Origin of the sequence: Falsiroseomonas sp. HC035 (assembly GCF_050563525.1) — a bacterium.
In the GTDB taxonomy this organism is placed as follows: Bacteria; Pseudomonadota; Alphaproteobacteria; order Acetobacterales; family Acetobacteraceae; genus Falsiroseomonas.
In genome coordinates this window covers 490,548-508,076 of sequence record NZ_JBNXUN010000001.1, presented here as the reverse complement: position 1 = coordinate 508,076, position 17,529 = coordinate 490,548, and the positions used below count along the sequence as shown (strand labels likewise).

The 17,529-nt window shown below is 72.0% G+C and carries 21 protein-coding genes; 11 read left to right on the top strand and 10 right to left on the bottom strand.

Annotation, left to right across the window (positions count from 1 at the left end):
• Positions 1–73: 73 nt before the first annotated feature.
• From ACLF3G_RS02545 to ACLF3G_RS02525, 5 genes are read right to left on the bottom strand one after another with little or no spacing between them, the layout of a single operon-like run.
• A complete protein-coding gene (locus tag ACLF3G_RS02545; protein ID WP_430667741.1) occupies positions 74–904 on the bottom strand; it encodes an alpha/beta hydrolase in 831 nt (276 codons plus the stop codon).
• Entirely contained in the window at positions 901–1,875 is a 975-nt protein-coding gene (locus ACLF3G_RS02540) for a D-2-hydroxyacid dehydrogenase family protein (RefSeq protein WP_430667740.1), read from the bottom strand. The genes ACLF3G_RS02545 and ACLF3G_RS02540 overlap by 4 nt, the downstream gene beginning before the upstream one ends.
• A complete protein-coding gene (locus ACLF3G_RS02535; RefSeq protein WP_430667739.1) occupies positions 1,872–3,710 on the bottom strand; it encodes a heavy metal translocating P-type ATPase in 1,839 nt (612 codons plus the stop codon). Before ACLF3G_RS02535 ends, ACLF3G_RS02540 begins: the two co-directional genes overlap by 4 nt.
• The gene (locus ACLF3G_RS02530) at positions 3,703–4,146 is read right to left on the bottom strand and encodes an acyl-CoA thioesterase (protein WP_430667738.1); all 444 of its coding nucleotides are present in this window, start codon (positions 4,144–4,146) and stop codon (positions 3,703–3,705) included. The genes ACLF3G_RS02535 and ACLF3G_RS02530 overlap by 8 nt, the downstream gene beginning before the upstream one ends.
• Positions 4,143–5,045 (bottom strand): ABC transporter substrate-binding protein, encoded by a 903-nt coding sequence (locus ACLF3G_RS02525; RefSeq protein WP_430667737.1) that lies wholly within the window; start codon positions 5,043–5,045, stop codon positions 4,143–4,145. The genes ACLF3G_RS02530 and ACLF3G_RS02525 overlap by 4 nt, the downstream gene beginning before the upstream one ends.
• Positions 5,046–5,109: 64 nt before the next feature.
• Here ACLF3G_RS02525 and ACLF3G_RS02520 point away from each other — a divergent pair, with 64 nt between their 5' ends.
• Positions 5,110–6,063 (top strand): Bug family tripartite tricarboxylate transporter substrate binding protein, encoded by a 954-nt coding sequence (locus ACLF3G_RS02520; protein WP_430667736.1) that lies wholly within the window; start codon positions 5,110–5,112, stop codon positions 6,061–6,063.
• A gap of 86 nt (positions 6,064–6,149) precedes the next feature.
• Here the strand turns inward: ACLF3G_RS02520 and ACLF3G_RS02515 are convergent, their stop codons facing one another.
• Positions 6,150–6,302, bottom strand: a complete 153-nt coding sequence (locus tag ACLF3G_RS02515; RefSeq protein ID WP_430667735.1) for a hypothetical protein — start codon at positions 6,300–6,302, stop codon at positions 6,150–6,152.
• Positions 6,303–6,405: 103 nt separating this feature from the next.
• Between ACLF3G_RS02515 and ACLF3G_RS02510 the strand changes: the two genes are divergently transcribed.
• The 3 genes from ACLF3G_RS02510 to ACLF3G_RS02500 are packed head-to-tail and all read left to right on the top strand — an operon-like array spanning position 6,406 to position 7,863.
• On the top strand, positions 6,406–6,822 hold the full coding sequence (locus ACLF3G_RS02510; protein ID WP_430667734.1) for a rhodanese-like domain-containing protein: 417 nt from the start codon (positions 6,406–6,408) through the stop codon (positions 6,820–6,822).
• Between the two features lie 10 nt (positions 6,823–6,832).
• A complete protein-coding gene (locus ACLF3G_RS02505) occupies positions 6,833–7,297 on the top strand; it encodes a DUF3237 domain-containing protein (protein ID WP_430667733.1) in 465 nt (154 codons plus the stop codon).
• 5 nt (positions 7,298–7,302) lie between these two features.
• Positions 7,303–7,863, top strand: a complete 561-nt coding sequence (locus tag ACLF3G_RS02500; protein WP_430667732.1) for a hypothetical protein — start codon at positions 7,303–7,305, stop codon at positions 7,861–7,863.
• 65 nt (positions 7,864–7,928) lie between these two features.
• Here the strand turns inward: ACLF3G_RS02500 and pcaG are convergent, their stop codons facing one another.
• Genes pcaG through ACLF3G_RS02485 form a run of 3 tightly spaced genes read right to left on the bottom strand, consistent with a single transcriptional unit; the run spans position 7,929 to position 10,383 of the window.
• Positions 7,929–8,537, bottom strand: coding sequence for a protocatechuate 3,4-dioxygenase subunit alpha (pcaG, locus tag ACLF3G_RS02495; protein ID WP_430667731.1), 609 nt, complete (start codon positions 8,535–8,537; stop codon positions 7,929–7,931).
• Entirely contained in the window at positions 8,537–9,244 is a 708-nt protein-coding gene (locus tag ACLF3G_RS02490) for a protocatechuate 3,4-dioxygenase subunit beta (RefSeq protein ID WP_430667730.1), read from the bottom strand. Before ACLF3G_RS02490 ends, pcaG begins: the two co-directional genes overlap by 1 nt.
• The gene (locus ACLF3G_RS02485) at positions 9,241–10,383 is read right to left on the bottom strand and encodes an ATP-grasp domain-containing protein (RefSeq protein WP_430667729.1); all 1,143 of its coding nucleotides are present in this window, start codon (positions 10,381–10,383) and stop codon (positions 9,241–9,243) included. The genes ACLF3G_RS02490 and ACLF3G_RS02485 overlap by 4 nt, the downstream gene beginning before the upstream one ends.
• A 14-nt stretch (positions 10,384–10,397) precedes the next feature.
• On the opposite strand from ACLF3G_RS02485, the gene ACLF3G_RS02480 reads away from it, so the two are divergent.
• On the top strand, positions 10,398–11,279 hold the full coding sequence (locus ACLF3G_RS02480; protein ID WP_430667728.1) for a CoA-binding protein: 882 nt from the start codon (positions 10,398–10,400) through the stop codon (positions 11,277–11,279).
• On the opposite strand, the gene ACLF3G_RS02475 is transcribed toward ACLF3G_RS02480, so the two are convergent.
• Positions 11,254–11,835, bottom strand: coding sequence for an NAD(P)H-dependent oxidoreductase (locus ACLF3G_RS02475; RefSeq protein ID WP_430667727.1), 582 nt, complete (start codon positions 11,833–11,835; stop codon positions 11,254–11,256). The genes ACLF3G_RS02480 and ACLF3G_RS02475 overlap by 26 nt on opposite strands.
• 74 nt (positions 11,836–11,909) lie before the next feature.
• On the opposite strand from ACLF3G_RS02475, the gene ACLF3G_RS02470 reads away from it, so the two are divergent.
• From ACLF3G_RS02470 to ACLF3G_RS02445, 6 genes are all read left to right on the top strand, one after another.
• Positions 11,910–12,344 carry a cupin domain-containing protein gene (locus ACLF3G_RS02470; protein ID WP_430667726.1) on the top strand — a complete coding sequence of 145 codons (435 nt, stop codon included), beginning with the start codon at positions 11,910–11,912 and terminating at the stop codon, positions 12,342–12,344.
• Positions 12,344–12,925, top strand: coding sequence for an NAD(P)H-dependent oxidoreductase (locus ACLF3G_RS02465; protein ID WP_430667725.1), 582 nt, complete (start codon positions 12,344–12,346; stop codon positions 12,923–12,925). Before ACLF3G_RS02470 ends, ACLF3G_RS02465 begins: the two co-directional genes overlap by 1 nt.
• A gap of 89 nt (positions 12,926–13,014) precedes the next feature.
• Entirely contained in the window at positions 13,015–13,980 is a 966-nt protein-coding gene (locus ACLF3G_RS02460) for a tripartite tricarboxylate transporter substrate binding protein (protein ID WP_430667724.1), read from the top strand.
• On the top strand, positions 13,977–14,441 hold the full coding sequence (locus ACLF3G_RS02455) for a (2Fe-2S)-binding protein (protein ID WP_430667723.1): 465 nt from the start codon (positions 13,977–13,979) through the stop codon (positions 14,439–14,441). The genes ACLF3G_RS02460 and ACLF3G_RS02455 overlap by 4 nt, the downstream gene beginning before the upstream one ends.
• Entirely contained in the window at positions 14,438–16,576 is a 2,139-nt protein-coding gene (locus tag ACLF3G_RS02450) for a molybdopterin cofactor-binding domain-containing protein (RefSeq protein WP_430667722.1), read from the top strand. Before ACLF3G_RS02455 ends, ACLF3G_RS02450 begins: the two co-directional genes overlap by 4 nt.
• Positions 16,573–17,529, top strand: coding sequence for an ABC transporter substrate-binding protein (locus ACLF3G_RS02445; RefSeq protein ID WP_430667721.1), 957 nt, complete (start codon positions 16,573–16,575; stop codon positions 17,527–17,529). Before ACLF3G_RS02450 ends, ACLF3G_RS02445 begins: the two co-directional genes overlap by 4 nt.

Below are 17,529 nucleotides of genomic sequence, written 5' to 3'. Positions count from 1 at the left end.
CATGCGGCAGGTCCGCGCCGGGCTCCATCGGGCCGCGCACTGATTCTGACGAATTGCCCGGCCGGATCAACATTCAGCTGAGCAGCGTCTCCGCCAGCCGCAGCAGCGATCCGCCCGGCTGGCGCAGCGCTTCCAGCACCCGGAAATGGTCGGCGCCGGGGATCGGCACCAGCGGGCCTGGGGCGTGGGCGGCGCTGCGCAGGGCGTGGAAATCGCGGCTCTGGCGCACCAGTTCGGGCAGTTCCGCGGTGCCGTAGGCGATGGCGAGCGGCTTCTGCACGACCGGGCGGCGCATCGGGGAGAGTTCGGCGATTTCCGTGTCGGACAGGTGCAGCGCGGCGTTCAGGTAGGTGTCGCGGATCGGGGCCAGTTCGAAGATGCCGGAGATGGCGAGGCCGGCGGTGACGGCGGGGTGTTCCAGTGCCAGCGCCGTCAGGTGCCCGCCGGCGGACCAGCCGGAGGCGACGAGGGGGCCGGCGATGCCATGTTGCGGGCCGTGCTGGGACAGCCAGTCCAGCGCCGCGTGGATCTGCCAGGAGATGCGCGTCAGCGAGGCGTCGGGGGCCAGGGTGTAGCCATTCATGGCGACGGACCAGCCCATCTCCAGCGCCCCCTCGGCAAGGTGGGAGAAGTTCTCGCGGCTGTTGCGTTGCCAGTAGCCGCCATGGATGAAGACCAGGCACGGCGCGGCGGGATCGCGGCCGGGGAAAAGGTCCCAGGCCTCGCGCTCGCCCTCGCCATACAGCAGGTCGAGGTGACCGGGGTGGTCGGCGCGGAAGGCCAGGGCGGCGGCGTCGCGCTCGGCGATCAGGGTCGGGCTGTCGGCGACGGCCTCGGCGTTGTTGTAGGCGGCGTCGCGTTCCGCTTGGCTGGCGCTGGCCCAGAAGTCGGGAAGCGCGCTCATGGCGTCAGCACGCGCACGGGGGTGCCGGCGAGGTAGGCTTCCACCGTCTCCACCGCGCCTTCGAAATACGCAGCGAAATTCTGGCGGGAGACGTAGCCGAGGTGCGGGGTCAGGACCGTGTTCGGCGCGGAAAGGATCGGGTGGTCCGTCGGCAACGGCTCGCGGTCGAAGACATCGAGGCCGGCGCCGCCGATGCGGCCTTCGGTGAGGGCCGCGATCAGCGCGGGCTGGTCGATCAGCGGGCCGCGGCTGGTGTTGACGATGACGGCGTCGCGCTTCATCCGGCCGAGTTCGTCGGCGCCGACGACGCCGCGGGATTGCGGTGACAGGATCAGGTGCAGCGTGACGACATCCGCACGCTCGAACAGCGTAGCCTTGTCCACGCGCTCGACACCGACGGCGGCGGCGGCTTCCGTGGTCAGGTTGCGGCTCCAGGCGATGGTCTTCATGCCGAAGACCTGGCCCACCTTGGCGACGCGGGTGCCGAGCTTGCCGAGGCCGAGGATGCCGAGGGTCAGACCCTCCGCCGCGCGGCCGATGCTGTTGGGCTTGCCGCTGGCCTGCCAGGTGCCGGCGCGCAGGCTTGCGGTCTGCGCCGGCAGGTCGCGCAGCAGGGAGATGATGAGGCCCCAGGTGATGTCGACGGTGGGGGCGCCGGCGCTCGGCGTGCCGCAGACGGTGATGCCGGCGGCGTTGGCGGCGGCGACGTCGAAGGAGCGGTTGCGTTCGCCGGTCGTCATCAGGAGTTTCAGGTTCGGCAGGCGCTGCAGCAGGCTGGCGGGGAAGGGCGTGCGTTCCCGGATGCCGAGGATGGCGTCGAAGGGCAGCAGCCGCTGCACCAGCGCGTCCTCGTCCGCCAGGGCGTCGTGGAACGCCTCGACCTTCAGGCCGGGCAGGCGGGACCAGGGGCCCATCTCAAGCGCCACTCCCTGGTAGTCGTCGAGGATCGCGAGTCGGCTCAGCGAAGTCATGCCCTGGTGTTTCCTTGCTGGTTTCTACCTGGTCCGAGCGACCGCAATGCGTTCAGCACCACCGCCACGTCAATGGCCTCCTGCAGCAGCGCGCCCTGGACGGGCGTGAGATAGCCGAAGGCGGCGGCGATCATGCCGAGGGCCGAGAGGCCGAGGCCGGCGGCGACGCTCTGGCGGGCGATGCCGCGGGCGCGGCGCGCGGCGACCAGCGCGAGGGCCACGCGGTCCAGTCGATCGACCAGGATGATGGCGTCGGCGGCCTCGCTGCTGGCAGCCTGGCCGCGGGCGGCCATGGCGATGCCGACATCGGCGAGGGCCAGGGCCGGTGCATCGTTGACGCCGTCGCCGACCATCAGCACGCGGCCGCGCCGGCGTTCGGAGGCGATGGCGGCCATCTTCTGGGCCGGGTCGTGGTTGCCGAAGACAGCATCGGCGCCGATCTGGCCGGCGGCCGCCTCGGCGGCGAGCTGGTCGTCGCCCGAGAGCAGCACGACGCGGGTGATGCCGGCGCGGCGGGCGGCAGCGACCATGGCGGCGGCATCGGGGCGCAGCGCGTCGCGGAACAGCAGGGTGCCGGCGTGGCGACCCTCTACCGCGACCTGGACCGAGGCGGTGCCGGGGGGCTCCGTGGTGGCGGGCGGCAGCGTGGCGTGGGTGGCGACGAAGGGGCGGGCGCCGAGCGCGACCCGGCGACCCTCCACCAGGCCGGCGAGGCCGGCGCCGGCGGCTTCGGCCACCTGCGTCGGCGTCGGCAGGACCAGGCCGCGCGCCTGCGCCGCCTGGACCAGGGCGGCGGCGAGGACGTGGCCGCTCGCCTGGTCCAGCGCGGCGGCGAGGCGGAGGAGCTCGGCTTCGGTGAAGCCGGGAGCGGGGCGGATGGCGACGAGGCTGGGAGTGCCCTCGGTCAGCGTGCCGGTCTTGTCGAGCACCAGGATGGAGACCTGGGCCAGCGCCTCCAGCGCCGCGCCGGACTTGATCATCACGCCGGCGCGCGCGGCGCGGTTCAGCCCGGCGACCAGGGCCACGGGCACCGCCAGCAGCAGCGGGCAGGGGGTGGCGACGACCAGGACGGCGAGCGCCCGCAGCGGGTCTCCGGTGGCGAGCCAGGCGCCGCCGGACAGGGCAAGGGTCGCGAGCAGGAAGGCGACGGACCAGCTCTCGGCGAGGCGGGCCATCGGCGGCTTGGCGGAGGCGGCCTGTTCGACCATGCGCAGGATGGCGGCATAGCTGCTGGCGGCGGCGGGGCGGCTGGCGACCAACAGCACGCTGTCGCCGGCATTGGTGGTGCCGCTGCGCACGGCGGCGCCGGCCGGATGGGCGACCGGCAGCGGCTCGCCGGTGAGGGCGGATTCATCCAGGGTCGCGGGGGCGGCGAGGACGCCATCGGCTGGCAGGACTTCGCCGCGCCGGACCAGCAGGTGGTCGCCGGGGGCGAGGGCGGCGATGGGGATCTCCTCCAGCCGGCCATCCACCTGGCGCAGCGCGCTGCGGGGCTGGCGGGCGAGGAGGGCTGTCATCTCCCGCCGGGCGCGGGCGCCGGCGCGGGCTTCCAGCACCTGGCCGCCGGCGAACATCAGCGCGACGACGGCGCCGGCGAGAACTTCGCCGAGCAGCAGGGCGCCGCCCATGGCGAGCGCGGCGACGATATCCAGCGCAAAGTCCCGCTTCGCGATACTGCGGGCGATCTGGACCAGGAGGGCGGCGAGCACCGCGAGGGTGCCTGCGGCGAGGGCGGCACTGGACCAGGCGGGAAGGCTGGCGAGGTACAGGACGCCACCGGCGGCAAGGCCAGCGGCGGCGGCGATCAGCAGGCCGGGTTTGAGCGCGTCATCCACCCGGGATCACCAGCGCCTCCGCGGCGCGGCGCAGCACCTCCGGCAGCGGGGTCGGGCGGCGCTGCGTGGCGCGGTCGACATAGACGTGGACGAAGTGGCCGTCGGCGCTGGCGGTGGCATCGCCTGCGCGGAAGATGCCGATGGCGTAGCGGATGGAGGTGGTGCCGAGGCGGTCGACGCGCAGGCCGGCGGTGATCGGGTCGGGGAAGGCGATGGGGGCGTGGTAGCGGCACTGGGTTTCGACGACGACGCCGATGACGGGGCTGTCCACCAGGTTGATGGCGCCGCTGTCGAGCAGGAAGCGCGCCACCACGGTGTCGAACCAGGAATAGTAGGTGACGTTGTTGACGTGGCCGTAGAGGTCGTTGTCCATCCAGCGCGTCGGGATTTCCAGGAAGAAGCGGAAAGCATCCCGGGTTGGCAGGAGCTTGCTCATCCGAGCGCCTCCGCCACCAGGTCCGTGTCGACGCAGGCGGCGAAGCCGGGGCGGCGGGGGATGGCGCCGATGCCGAACATGGCGGCTTCCAGCGCCTCGAAGGCGGCCTGCGGAAAGACCGGATCGCGTGCCCAGACGCCGAGGTCGCGGTAGCGGGCGATGCCGGATTCCAGCACGGCGCGGTCGAGCCCCTCGAAATACGGCGCGACGGTGGAGGCGACCTCCGCCACCGGGGCGGCGTGCAGCCAGGACTGCATGGTGGCCAGGGCGCGGACCATGCCGAGGAGGGCGGGGCGCCTGGCGGTGAGGGCGGCGCGGGTGGCGTAGAAGGCGGTGTAGGAGGTGGGGCCGCGGCTGGCCTGGGCGTGCCAGACCGCGGCGCCGGCGGCGACCGCCTGGCTGACGAAGGGCTCGAACAACTGCGCCACGTCGATTTCGCCGGCCAGCAGGGCGGCGGTGTTCTCGGGCATGGTGCGGCCGGCCCTGACGATGATTTCGTCGGGCCGGATGCCGGCTTGTGAAAGATCGTGTTGCAGGCACCACCAGGGGGTAGGCACCTCGCTGACCACGCCGAGGCGGAGTGCCTTCAGGTCGGGCAGGGTGAAGCCGGGGCGGGCCGCGCGGCCGACCAGCAGGAAGGGGTCGCGCATGACGACGCCGGCGAAGCTGACCAGCGGGCTCGCCGGGTTCGCGGCGTGGTCGCGGATGACGCGCATCGGGCCGGACCAGGCGAGGTCCGCGGCGCCGGACAGCAGGTTGGCGACGGCGCGGTCCGGTTCTCCGACGGTGATGATCCGGACCTCCACGCCTTCCCGTGCGAAGTCGCCGCGGGCGAGGGCGGCGTAGAACGGGCTGTAGAACAGCGCGCGGAACGGCTCTTGCAAGGTAATGGGGGTCACGCGGTTCTCCATCTTGTCATCGCATGAGACAACACGCGTGCATCCACGGAAAGGGACCCCTGTCATGTTGCTGTCACGCCGCCTGCTGTTGGCCACGCCGGCCCTGCTCGCCACGCCTGCCCTGGCCCAGGCGCGGCCGCTGCGCGTCGTGGTGCCGTTCGGGGCGGGCGGGCTGACCGACGTGGTGGCGCGCATCCTGGCGGAGCACATGTCGGGCACGCTCGGGCGGCCGATGGTGATCGACAACCAAGGGGGCGCGGGCAGCACCATCGGGGCGTCCACGGTGGCGCGGGCGGCGCCGGATGGAAACACCATCATGGTCGGCAGCGTCGGCCATGCGGCGATGAAGGCCCTGTATGCCAGCTTCCAGTTCGATCCGGTGACGAGCTTCGCACCAGTGTCCCTGGTGACGCGGCAGCCCTTCGTGGCGGCGGTACATCCCGCAATTCCGGTGACGGACCTGGCGGGCTTCATCGCCTGGCTGAAGTCGCGTAACGGCGAGGCGAATTTCGGCACCGCGGGCATCGGCGCGTCCTCCCACCTGGCGGCGGAGCTGCTGCGGAAGATGGCAGGGGTCGCGTTCACGGTGGTGCCCTATCGCGGCACGCCGGCGGCGGTGGCGGACCTGACGGCGGGGCGGATCGACTTCATGATCGACAGCCAGACCCTGCTGGCGCCGCTGATGGCGGACAACCGGGTGCGCGGGCTGGCGGTGACCAGCGCCGAACGCTCGAGCCTGCTGCCCAGCCTGCCGACCATCGCCGAAGCCGGGGTGCCGGGCTACGACGCCGCAGCCTGGCAGGCGATCTACGCGCCGGCCGGCACACCGGCGCCGGCGATCCAGGCCATTTCGGACGCGGCAGCGGCGGCGCTGCGCGACGCGGCGACGCTGCGGCGGCTGAACGAGGCGGGGGTGGATGCCTATGCCGACAATTCGCCGGAAGCCGCGGCGCGGCATCTTTCGGCGGAGGTTGCCAAGTGGGGCGGGCTGGTGCGGGAGCTGGGGCTGCGCGGGTAGCGCCCGCTCCCCAGCCGGAAGGGCGCCTGCAGGTCGGTCGGCGCGGCGACTCGGGGGCCGCGCCGGACGAGTTGCTACAGGAGGTGCTACAGGCGGAAGTAGCCGGCCAGCGCCATGATGGTGAAGATCGTCACGCCAATCAGCGCGATGATCCACGGCAGGTCGTGCTTGAAGGCCTCGGTCTTGGAGTTCACGATCTTGCGGCCGAGGAAATCGTGGGTCGGCTGAGGCTCGGACATGTCTTCATCTTCCCTTATGCCCGGCACGCAGGGCGCCGGATGTTGTGCCGCGCGGGCCGTGGCCCCATCCTCCCTACAGTACCAACTTGAGGAAGTGGAAGCCATGCCCGGCGTTCCGGATGTCAGCCCCCGCGCCGCCTACAAGGCCCTGGCCGAGGACCCCGATGCGATGCTGGTCGATGTGCGCACCGACGCGGAGTGGAACTTCGTCGGTCTGCCGGAACTGGGCGGGGTCGGCAAGGAGGTCGCGCTGATCCCCTGGCAGGTCTATCCGGGCATGCAGGTGAACGGCAATTTCGTGGAACATCTGCGCCGAGCCGGGGCCTCGCCGTTGTCCAAGCTGTACTTCATCTGCCGGTCCGGGGCGCGGAGCCTGGCGGCCGGGCAGGCGGCGCAGCAGGCGGGGTTTCCGCATGCGTTCAACGTCGCCGACGGCTTCGAGGGGCCGGTGGATGCGGAGGGGCATCGCGGGGGCGTCGCCGGCTGGAAGGCCGATGGCCTGCCCTGGCGGCAGCGCTGAGGGCGCCGCCATGGATCGCATGCCGCTGCATTCGGATTTCCTGTTCCGCATGGAACTGACGGTGGAAGGGCCGCAGGCGATCGGCACCGGGCCGATCGGCGACCGGCGGGTGTTCCTGATCACCGGCGGGCATTTCCGCGGGCCAGGGCTGACCGGGACGGTGCTGCCGGGCGGTTCGGACTGGCTGCTGACCGAATCGGATGGCGGCACCCGGCTCGATGTTCGGGTGGTTCTGCAGGCCGAGGACGGCCAGCTGATCGGCGCGACCTACCAGGGCATCCGCCACGCCCCGCCGGAGGTGGCGGCGCGGATGGCGGCCGGGGAGGAGGTGCCGCCGGGCAGCTACTACATGCGCACCGCCATCCGCTTCGAAACCGGTCCGGGGCCGCATGAATGGCTGAACCGGGTGCTGGCGGTCGCCGTCGGCCACCGGTTCCCGGCCGGGCCGGTCTATGACGTCTACGCGGTGCTGTAGCGGCGATGGCGTTCGGGTTTTCCCGCGAAAGCCGGTTGCACAAGACCCTGCTGCGGGACCTGCCGCCGCGGCTGGTGGCCTTTGACAAGGAGGTGATCGAGGTGCGGCGCCGGGCGGAATGGCCGGCGGAGGGCCAGCAGGTGCTGGAGCCCGCGATCCTGACGCTGTGGGCGCATCTGGTGGCCCTGCGCGGCTGCGGGATCGCGGAGGACGCGGTGCTTCGGCTGGCGGAGGCCTGCCAGGAATGCACCGCGAACCACGTGGCGCTGCGCATCGCGCCGCAGGCGCGCAACCCCGACCACATGTCGCCGCCGCAGCGCAGCCTGCTGCACAATGCAGTGGTGCTGATGCATGGGCGGATCCAGGCTTATGACGAGGCCTACGGCCGCGGCAGGGTGCATGCCTTCGAGGCTGGCGACATGCAGTTGATGGGGCCATTGCTGGCGGAGTTCTGCCGCAACCTGGTCGGTCCGTCGCAGGCGGCGCGGTTTCAGGACCGGACCCAGCCGGCGCTGGCGCAGCGCATCGATGCGATGATGCGGCAGGCGGAGGATGGGGTGGCCTGACTGCGGAAAAGCCCTCTCCCCGATGAAGTGGGGAGAGAGCTTCTCCAGACAAATTGCGCTGTCTGCTAGTCCTCGAAGAAGGGTGTCTCGGCCTCCGGCGCGCCGCGCAGCAGCAGGTCGAGGGTGAAGCGCCTGGCGCCATCCTCCGCGACGCCGTCCGGCCGTGCCACCAGCAGGGGGCGGAGCGGGGCGGGCAGGGTGGAGAGCACGGGGTCGGCTGCATTGGCCTCGCCGGGGAGGAAGACGCAGGTTGACAGGCGGCCCATGATGCCGCTGCCGATCAGCGTCAGGTTGATGTGCGGGGCACGCGGGCCGGCCGCGTCCCGATAGGCGCCGGGGACGATGGTGCGGAAGGCGAAGCGCCCCTCGGCATCGGTCCAGGCGCGGCCCCAGCCATGGAAGCCGGGGTCGGCAAGCTGCCAGTCCGGGTCGCGCGGGTGGCGGAAGCGACCTTCGGCATCGGCCTGCCAGGCTTCCAGCACGGCATTGACGCAGGCGCCGCCGCCTTCCTGCAGCACGCGGCCGGTGAGCCACATCGGCTCGCCGCGTGCGGTGGGCGGCGCGCCGGGCGCCATGCGGGTCAGGTCGTTGTCGCCCTCGTGGAAGAAGGTCTGCGGGAAGAAGGGGCCGATGGTGGCCCAGGCGGTCGGCACCAGCGGGGCGTTGGTTCGCATCACAGCGGCGGCGTCGCGTGGCGGCCGCGCAGCACCAAATCATGGGTGTATCCGAGCCAGTCGCCGGCGACTTCCGTTGGCCGCAAGGCGCCGGCGATGCAGCGGGCGCGGGCACCGGCGTCGGGCACCGAGTTCAGGATGCGGTCGATGGCGTTCAGCGGGTCGCCCGGGAAGTACATCTGCGTCACGAGGCGCATGAGTGAGCCCGGGCCGAGGACGGAGATGTGAATGTGCGGCGGTCGCCACCAGCGGCCGCTGTCGGGCACTGGATAGGCGCCGGGCTTGATGGTGAAGAAGCCATAGCGTCCCTCGTCGTCGCTGCAGGTGCGGCCATTGCCGATGAAGTTCGGGTCGAGCGGGGCGTCGCGCTGGTCGATGGGGTGGAAGTAGCGGCCGCCGGCATTGGCCTGCCACAGCTCGACGATGGCACCGGCCACCGGCCTGCCATCCTCGTCCAGCACCCGGCCGCCGACATGGATCAACTGGCCCTGCGCTGGCCGGCCGGGTTCCAGCACCGCCAGGTTGTCGTCGCCCGGCCGCAGCTTGGCGGAGAGGTCGAGCGGTCCCGTCAGTTCGGTCCGGGTCAGCGGCCGGCGGAAGGCGGCGCGGGCGGGGTTGCGGCGGATGGTGTTGGGGTAGCCCTCGACCGGGACCACCGGCTGGGTGGCCGGGTCGAGCGGGGCGAAGAGGTCGGGCAGGGATGTCATGCGGGACTCCTCGGGCCGATCGTCGCGGCCAGTTGCCTTACCAGGGCGTGCGGGTCCGCCTCCAGCGCCGTGACGCCGACGGCGGCGAGATCCGCCGCGGCCTGCGCCATGGAATATCCTGCCAGCGCGGCGTGCCCGGCAGCCAGCCCGACGAACAGCGGCTTCGGCGAGGGGCGCTGGCGCAGGGCTGCGGCCAGCGCCTCCACCCGGCCGCGCAGGGGGCGGGAGGCGAGGGTGGTATAGAACAGCACCGCCTCCACCTCCGGCCGCTCCGCCATCTCGAAGGCCAGGGCGAAGCGCTGGGGCGCGGTCTCGGCGGGACCGCCCTGGGCGTTGTCCATGAAGCAGGCGGCGGGGCAGCCGGCATCGCCCAGCAGGTCCAGCATCATCATGCCGAGCCCGGCCCCGGCGGTGACCATAGCGACGCGGCCGCCGGGCAGTTCCACCATCTGGAAGCCCTCGGCGCGGGCGCGGCGTTCCAACGGCGTCATCGCGGCGGAGTCCAGGGCGGCGGACAGGGCGGTGGCCTCCGCATCGTGGCGGAAGCCGGCGGCCTCGTCGCGCACCGCCTTGCAGTCGCAGGCGATGAGGGTGCCATCGGCGAGGCGGGCGAGGGGGTTGATCTCCAGGCTCTCCAGATCCTCCGCCACCATCAGCCGCGCCAGGCGCAGCACGAGGCGGGCGAGGCGGGCGGCGAGGTCAGGGGGGAAGCCCTGGCGCAGGGCGCGGAGGCTGTCGGCGGGGGCGGTGGGCGAATCCGGCAGGAGGTGCCAGCGCAGCGGCGGCGGGCCGTCCTCGACCTCGATGCCGCCGGCGGGGGAGCACAGCACTTCCAGCGCCTGCGCGGTGCCGTCGACGCGGAGTGCCAGGAAGATCTCCTGCGCGATGGCGAGCGGGCGTTCCAGCAGCAGCGGTGCCGCCGGGTCGTCCAGGCGATGGCGGATGTCGTGCGCCAGGATCGTGGCATCGCCGCGCTGCACCAGGCCGCGCTTGCCGCGGCCACCCTCCAGGATCTGCGCCTTGACCACAGCGTCCACCCAGCCGGCTGGCGCGGCCTGGTCGTGCAGCAGCAGGCCCTGCGGCACCGCGATGCCATGGCGGCGCAGCGCCACCTTGCCGTCCCACTCCGTCAGCCGCATCGTGCCGCCCCGTGATGCCGTTCAACTTCCTGCACGATGCGCCGCGGCGCGTCGTCATCGTCAACCCGACCGGACGCTACGCCATGGCGCAGGTCGCCGCCATGCGCGCGGCGGGCACGGCGCTGGTGGCGGGCATCGCGCCCGGGCGTGGCGGCACCATGCTGGACGGGCTGCCGCTGCTCGATGATCTTTCCGAACTGGACGCGCCCGCCGATGCGGCGGTGCTCTACACGCCGCCGGAGGGGGTGCTGGATGCGGTGCGGGCGGCCGTTGCGGCGCGCATTCCCCTGATTGTCGCGGCGGCCGAATACGTGCCGGTGCATGACGGGCTGAAGGCGGCGCAGGAAGCCCGCGCCGGCGGGTGCTGGCTGGTCGGGCCGAACACGCTGGGGCTGTGCATTCCGGAGCGCACGCTGCTGGGTTCCATCGCGCCGGAGTTCTGCACGCCAGGTCCTGTCGCCCTGCTGTGCCGTAGCGGCACGCTGACCCTGGCGCTGGCGCGGTTGCTGACCGAGGCGGGGATCGGCCAGAGCGCCGTGATCCATATGGGCGGCGATCTGGTGATCGGCCGCAACCCGCAGGACTACCTGGCGCTGCTGGCGGCCGATCCGGCGACGCGCGCGGTGCTGTATTGCGGGGAGTTGGGCGGCGACAAGGAATACGCGCTGGCGGCGGCGCTGCAGGACTTCGGCAAGCCGCTGGTCGCGCTGGTGATGGGGCGCCACGCTCCGGAGGGCACGCGGATGGGCCATGCCGGCGCGCTGGCCGGCGCGGCGCGGGAGACGGCGGCGGCGAAGCTGGCGGTGCTGGCGGCGGCCGGGGCGGTGGCGGTGGAGCGGCCGGAGCAGGCGGTGGCGGCGCTGCTTTGCCTCACCAGCGCGCCATCTGCCGGCTGACGCGGGCGACGAAGGCGGCGCATTCGGCAGGGCTGCGGTGGTCCATGCTGGTCAGCGTGTACCAATCCGTGCGGCAGCCCTTGGCACACAGGCGGCGGATGCCGCGGCCGAGCAGCTTGCGGTCGATGCGGCCGATGTACCACAGCAGCCAGTGCGGCGAGCCGTAGGTGGTGATGACGCCGATGCGCTTGATGTTGGTGAGCAACGGCTCGATGGCGCCCTCGCCGAGCCGGAAGGCGACGCCAGGCGCCCAGATGCGGTCGAACCAGCCCTTCAGCATCGCCGGCATGCCGTACCACCAGGTGGGGTGCACCAGCAGCAGCGCGTCGGCGCGGCGCAGGCTTTCGACATGGTCCTCGATGCCGGCGAGGTTGGTTTCCGGGTCGTGGTAGCGGCCGCGTTCCTCGGCCGTCAGCACCGGCTGGAAACCCTCGGCGTAGAGGTCGCGCAGATCCACCTGGTGACCCTTCGCCTCCAGCGCCGCCTTCGCCGCGTCGCGCAGCGCGGCGCAGAGGCTGTCCGGGCGGGGGTGGCAGTAGATCATCAGCACGCGCATGCATCGGGCCTTGTTGGGGACGGCGCGGGTGATGCAACTTTCCGGTGCTGGCCTGCAATGGAGAATCCGCGCCGATGATGTCCGCTCCCGTGCTCGCGCGCCGCGCCGCCGGTCTGCGCGGCTTCCGCATCGCCGCGGGGGACAGCAACTACTTCGCCTGCCTGTTCGACCCGGTGGCGGATGGGGTGAGCTTCACCATGGTGGTGGAGATCTTCGAGCCGGGCGGGCGGACGCCGCCGAACACCCATGCGGCGGCGGAGGAATGCTTCTTCGTCCTCGCCGGTGCGGGCAAGGCCTATGCGGATGGCGTGGAGATGCCGGTCGGGCCGGGCGATGCCTTCGTGCTGCGGCCGGGGGTGGAGCATGTGGTCGTCAACGACACCGCGGAAAAACTGTACTGCCTGACCTTCATGGCGCCGAACGAGGGCTTCGCCGAACTCATCCGCAACGGCATTCCGGTGGAATTGGCGCCGGAGGATATCGCTGTGATCGCCGGGACGCACCGCTGATGCGCGTGCTGTACCTGTACGCGCATCCGCTGGAGGACAGTTTCCATGCCGCGATCCGCGATGCGGCGCGGGACGGGCTGCGCGCCGCCGGGCACGAGACGGATCTCTGCGACCTGTATGCGGAGGGGTTCGATCCGGTGCTGAGTGCGGCGGAGCGGCGCGGCTACCATGAGGTGCCGGGCAACCGGGCGCCGGTGGAGGACTACGTGCGCCGGCTGGAGACCGCCGAGGCGCTGGTGCTGTCCTTCCCGACCTGGTGCTTCGGGCTGCCGGCGATCCTGAAGGGCTGGATGGACCGCGTGCTGCTGCCCGGCGTGTCCTTCCGGCTGGAGGGCGGCGTGGCGAAGCCGAACCTGCTGCACATCCGGAAGATCGCCGGGATCAGCACCTACGGCAGGCCGCGCTGGACAGCGATGCTGGTGGGCGATCCGCCGCGCATGGCGGTGACGCGCTACCTCCGCGTCATCACCGCCGGGCGCGCGGCCATCGACTACCATGCGCTGTACGACATGAACCGGGCCTCCGACGCGCGGCGGGCGGCGTTCCTGGCGCGGGTGCGCGGGCGCCTGGCGCGGTTCTGACTTGGTCGTTGCCCGTCCCGGGCTGGGCCTTGCCCTTCCGGCGCAGTGGCGCAATCTTCTGCTGACAGTTTGCACGGGAGGAACGAAGAATGATCGGACGCAGGTTGATGCTCGGCGCCGCGGGCGCCTTGGCGGCGCCCGGACTGCTTCGGGCGCAGGGCGCCTGGCCGAACCGGCCCGTGCGCATCGTGGTCCCGTTCGGCCTCGGCGGATCGGCGGATGTCGCGGCGCGTTTCCTGGCGGAGCCGCTGGCGCAGGCCTTCGGGCAGCCCTTCGTGGTGGAGAACCGCCCGGGCGCCGGCGCCACCATCGGCACCGACAATATCGCGAAGTCGGCGCCGGATGGGCATTCCCTGCTGCTGATGTCGAACACCCACACGGCGAACGAGACGCTGCTGCCGAACCGGCCCTATGTGCTGATGCGGGACTTGGCGCCGGTCGCCTCCATCAACATCGCGCATCACGTGCTGGCGGTGCATCCCTCCGTACCCGCGAACAACCTGGCGGAGCTGATCGCGCTGCTGCGGGCCAATCCAGGGAAGTACGACTACGCCTCCTCCGGCCCCGGCACGCCGTATCACGTGGCGGGGGAGGTGTTCCTGGCGATGGCCGGCGCGACCGCGACGCATGTGCCCTTCCGGGGATCGAACGAGGCGCGTACCGCCGTGATCTCCGGCACCGTGCCGATCATGTTCGACGCGATCCCGACCATGCGGCCGCAGATCGAGGGTGGGCGGGTGCGCGGCTTCGCGACGACCGGCCCGACGCGCAGCAGCCTGATGCCGGACCTGCCGGCGGTGGCGGAGACCATCCCCGGCTACGAGGCCTCCATCTGGCTCGGCTTCATGGCGCCGGCGGCGACGCCGCTGGAGCTGCGCCAGCGCATCAACGCGGAGGTCAACCGCATCCTGGCGCTGCCGGCGACGCAGGAGGCGCAGGCGAGGCTCGGCGCACAGCCGCTGGCGATGAGCATCGAGGCCTTTGATGCCTATCTGCGCGCTGACATCACGCGGCAGGCGGAGTTCATCCGCATGGCGAAGATGACGCCGGCTTGAGTGTTGCGTTCATCCTGAACGGCGCGGAGGTTTCCGCGCCGATCGAGCCGGAGGCGTCGCTGCTGGCGGAACTGCGCGGGCCGCTCGGGTTGTCGGGCACGCGCTTTGGCTGCGGCGCGGAGCAGTGTGGCGCCTGCCTGGTGCTGGTGGATGACGTGCCGCGCACCGCCTGCACGCTGCCGGTGGGTGACGTGGCCGGGCGGCGCGTGGTGACGGTGGAGGGCCTCGGCACGGCCGAGGTGCCGCATCCAGTGCAACGCGCGCTGCTGGATCATCAGGCGGGGCAGTGCGGCTTCTGCCTGTCCGGCATTCAGATCCGCGCGGTGGCGGTGCTGCGCGACAATCCTCGGCCGAGCGAGGAGGAGTGGCGGGAGGCATTGGCGCCGCATCTGTGCCGCTGCGGCAGCCACAACCGCATCCTGCGTGCGCTGATGCAGGCGGCGGCGGAGATGGCGGCATGAACCTCGCCTTTCACGGCACGGCGGCGGCCGATGGGCGGCCCAGGCTGCCGGGCAGCCTGCATGTGAACCGGCGGTTGGATCGTTGGCTGCGGCTGCTGCCGAATGGGGTGGTGGTGCTGACGCCGGGCAAGGTGGAACTCGGCCAGGGCATCCTGACCGCGCTGGCACAGATCGCGGCGGAGGAGCTGGAGGTGGCGCTGTCGCGCATTCGCGTGCAGGCGGCGAGCACCCCGGAGAGCCCGGATGAGGCGGTGACCAGCGGCAGCCTGTCCGTGCAGGAATCCGGGATGGCGGTGCGGCACGCCTGCGCCGAGGCGCGCGGCATCTTCCTGGGCGTGGTGGCGCAGCGCAGTGGCGTGTCGCGCGACGACATCGCGGTGCGGAACGGGGATTTCGTGGCGCCGGATGGGCGCGTGCTGGGCAGCTACTGGTCGCTCGCGAACAGCGACCTGCTGGCGGTGGAGGCGACGCCCGAAGTGGCGGCGCGGCCCGCGTCGGCGCGGCGCATCGCCGGGACTTCCGCGCCGCGGCTCGATCTGCCGGAAAAGGTGTTCGGCGCACCGCGCTTCATCCACGACCTCCGCTTTCCTGGGATGCTGCATGCGCGGATGGTGCGGCCTGTGGCGCGCGGCGCGCGGCTGCTGGCGGTGCGGGACGGCGCGTTGCCGGGCGGGGCCAGCGTGTTCCGCGACGGCAGCGTGCTGGCCGTGGTGGCGGCGGAGGAATACCACGCGGAAGCCGCGGCGGCGCGCGTGGCGGCGCGGGCGGAGTGGGAGCAGCGCGATACGCTGCCGGAGGACGGCGCGCTGGAAGCCTGGCTGCGCGACGCGGCGGCGGAGCGGTCCGTGGTGGCGGAGCGCGCGGCGGAGACGCCCGAAGCCGTGCATCGCATCGCGCGGACGTTCTTCCGGCCCTTCGTGACGCATGGCTCGATCGGCACGAGCTGCGCCATCGCGCAGTGGGATGGCGAGACGGTGCGGGTGTGGAGCCACAGCCAGGGCATCTACAATTTGCGCAGCGACCTGGCGAAGGCGCTGCGGATGCCGGCCGAGGACATTCTGATCCAGCATGTCGAAGGTGCCGGCTGCTACGGCCACAACGGCGCCGATGACGTGGCGCTGGACGCCGCGCTGGTGGCCCGCGCGCATCCCGGCGTGCCGGTGCGCGTGCTGTGGTCGCGGGCGGAGGAGCTGGGCTGGGGGCCGATGTCGCCGGCGATGCTGGTGGATGTGGCGGCGGAGGCGGATGCCCAAGGGACGCTGCTGCGCTGGGACCAGCACGTGACCTCCAACGGCCATTCCGGGCGGCCCGGGCGCGGGCAGCATCCGACGCTGCTGGCGGCCTCCATGATCGCGGAGGCGTTTCCCGTGCCGCTGTCGATCAACCCGGCGCTGGCGGGTGGCGGCGGGGCGCAGCGCAATGCGGTGCCGCAATACCGGGTGCCGGCGTTGCGCGTCGGCATGTCGCAGCTTTCGGTCATGCCGATGCGCAGCAGTGCGCTGCGCGGCCTCGGCGCGCTGATCAATGTCTGGGCGATCGAGAGCGTGATGGACGAGATGGCGGCGGCGGTGGGGGAGGACCCACTGGCGCACCGGCTGCGTCACCTGGACGATGCGCGGGCGCGGGACGTGCTGTCGCGTGCCGCGGCGATGGCGGGATGGGCAGGGCGCGAGGCGCGGGAGGGCTTCGGGATGGGCCTCGCTGTGGCGCGCTACAAGGGTACCGGCGCCTGGTGCGCGGCCGTCGCGGAGATCGAGGCGCGTGAACGGATCTTCTGCCGACGGCTGTGGCTCGCGACCGATGTGGGGGAGGTGATCAACCCCGACGGCACGCTGAACCAGATCGAGGGCGGTGCCATCCAGGCGACCTCCATGTGCCTGCTGGAGGCGGTGCGGCACGATGCGCGCAACGTCACCTCCGACAGTTGGGAGACCTACCCGATCCTGCGCTTCCCGGAGGTGCCGCGGGTGCAGGCGGAGATCATCGCGCGGCCGGAGGCGCCACCGCTGGGCGCCGGGGAATGCAGCATGGGGCCGGTGATCGCGGCCATCGCCAATGCCATCGCCGATGCGCTGTCCGTGCGCGTTTCGCATTGGCCCTTCACGCCGGACAACATCGCAAAGGCGCTGCCATGACCAGACTGACGCTCGCCTGCCACCGCAGCGACCGCACCCAGGCGGTGCTGGATGGCCGCAGGGCCATCGAAGGCTTCGGTATCGAGGCGACGGCGGATGAGCCGGAGATGCTGTTTCGCATCGCGATGCGGGAGGCGCGTTACGACATCACCGAGCTGTCGATGGCGAGCCATATCCTGTCGGTCGGACGTGGTGATTCGAGATACATCGGCGTGCCGGTGTTTCCCTCCCGCGCCTTCCGGCATTCGGCGGTCTATGTGCGGACGGATCGCGGCATCGCCGGGCCGGGCGACCTGGCGGGGCGCACCATCGGCGTGCCGGAATACCAGCAGACAGCCGCGATGTGGGTGCGCGGGATGCTGCGGGAGCATTACGGCGTGGACCTGTCCGGCATCGCCTGGAAATCCTCCGGCGAGCGCACGAAGCTGGACCTGCCGCCTGGCATCGACATGCACGAGATCGCGGCGGGCGAGACGCTGGATGCGATGCTGGCGGAGGGGCGGATCGACGCCATCATCGGGCCGCGGCCGCCTGCCTGCTTCGTGAATGGCACGGCGCCGGTGGCGCGGCTGTGGCCGGACAGCCGGCCGGAGGAGGAGGCGTATCTCCGTGCCTCCGGCTTCTTCCCGATCATGCATTGCATGGCGATCCGGCGCGACGTGGCGGCGGCTCATCCCGGGCTGGCGGGTGCGGTGTTCGCCGCCTTCAACGGCGCCAAGGCGCAGGCGCTGGCGGACCTTGCGCTGATCAACGTGCTGCGCGTCTCGCTGCCTTGGATCGCGGCGGAGGCGGCAGCGCAGACGGCGTTGATGGGCGGCGATCCGTGGCCCTACGGCTTCGGCCGCAACCGTGCGGAACTCGCCGCCATGTGCCGCTACGCCGAGGCGGATGGGTTGACTTCGCGCGTGGTTGGGGTGGAGGAGTTGTTCGACGCGACCACGCACGGCACCTGA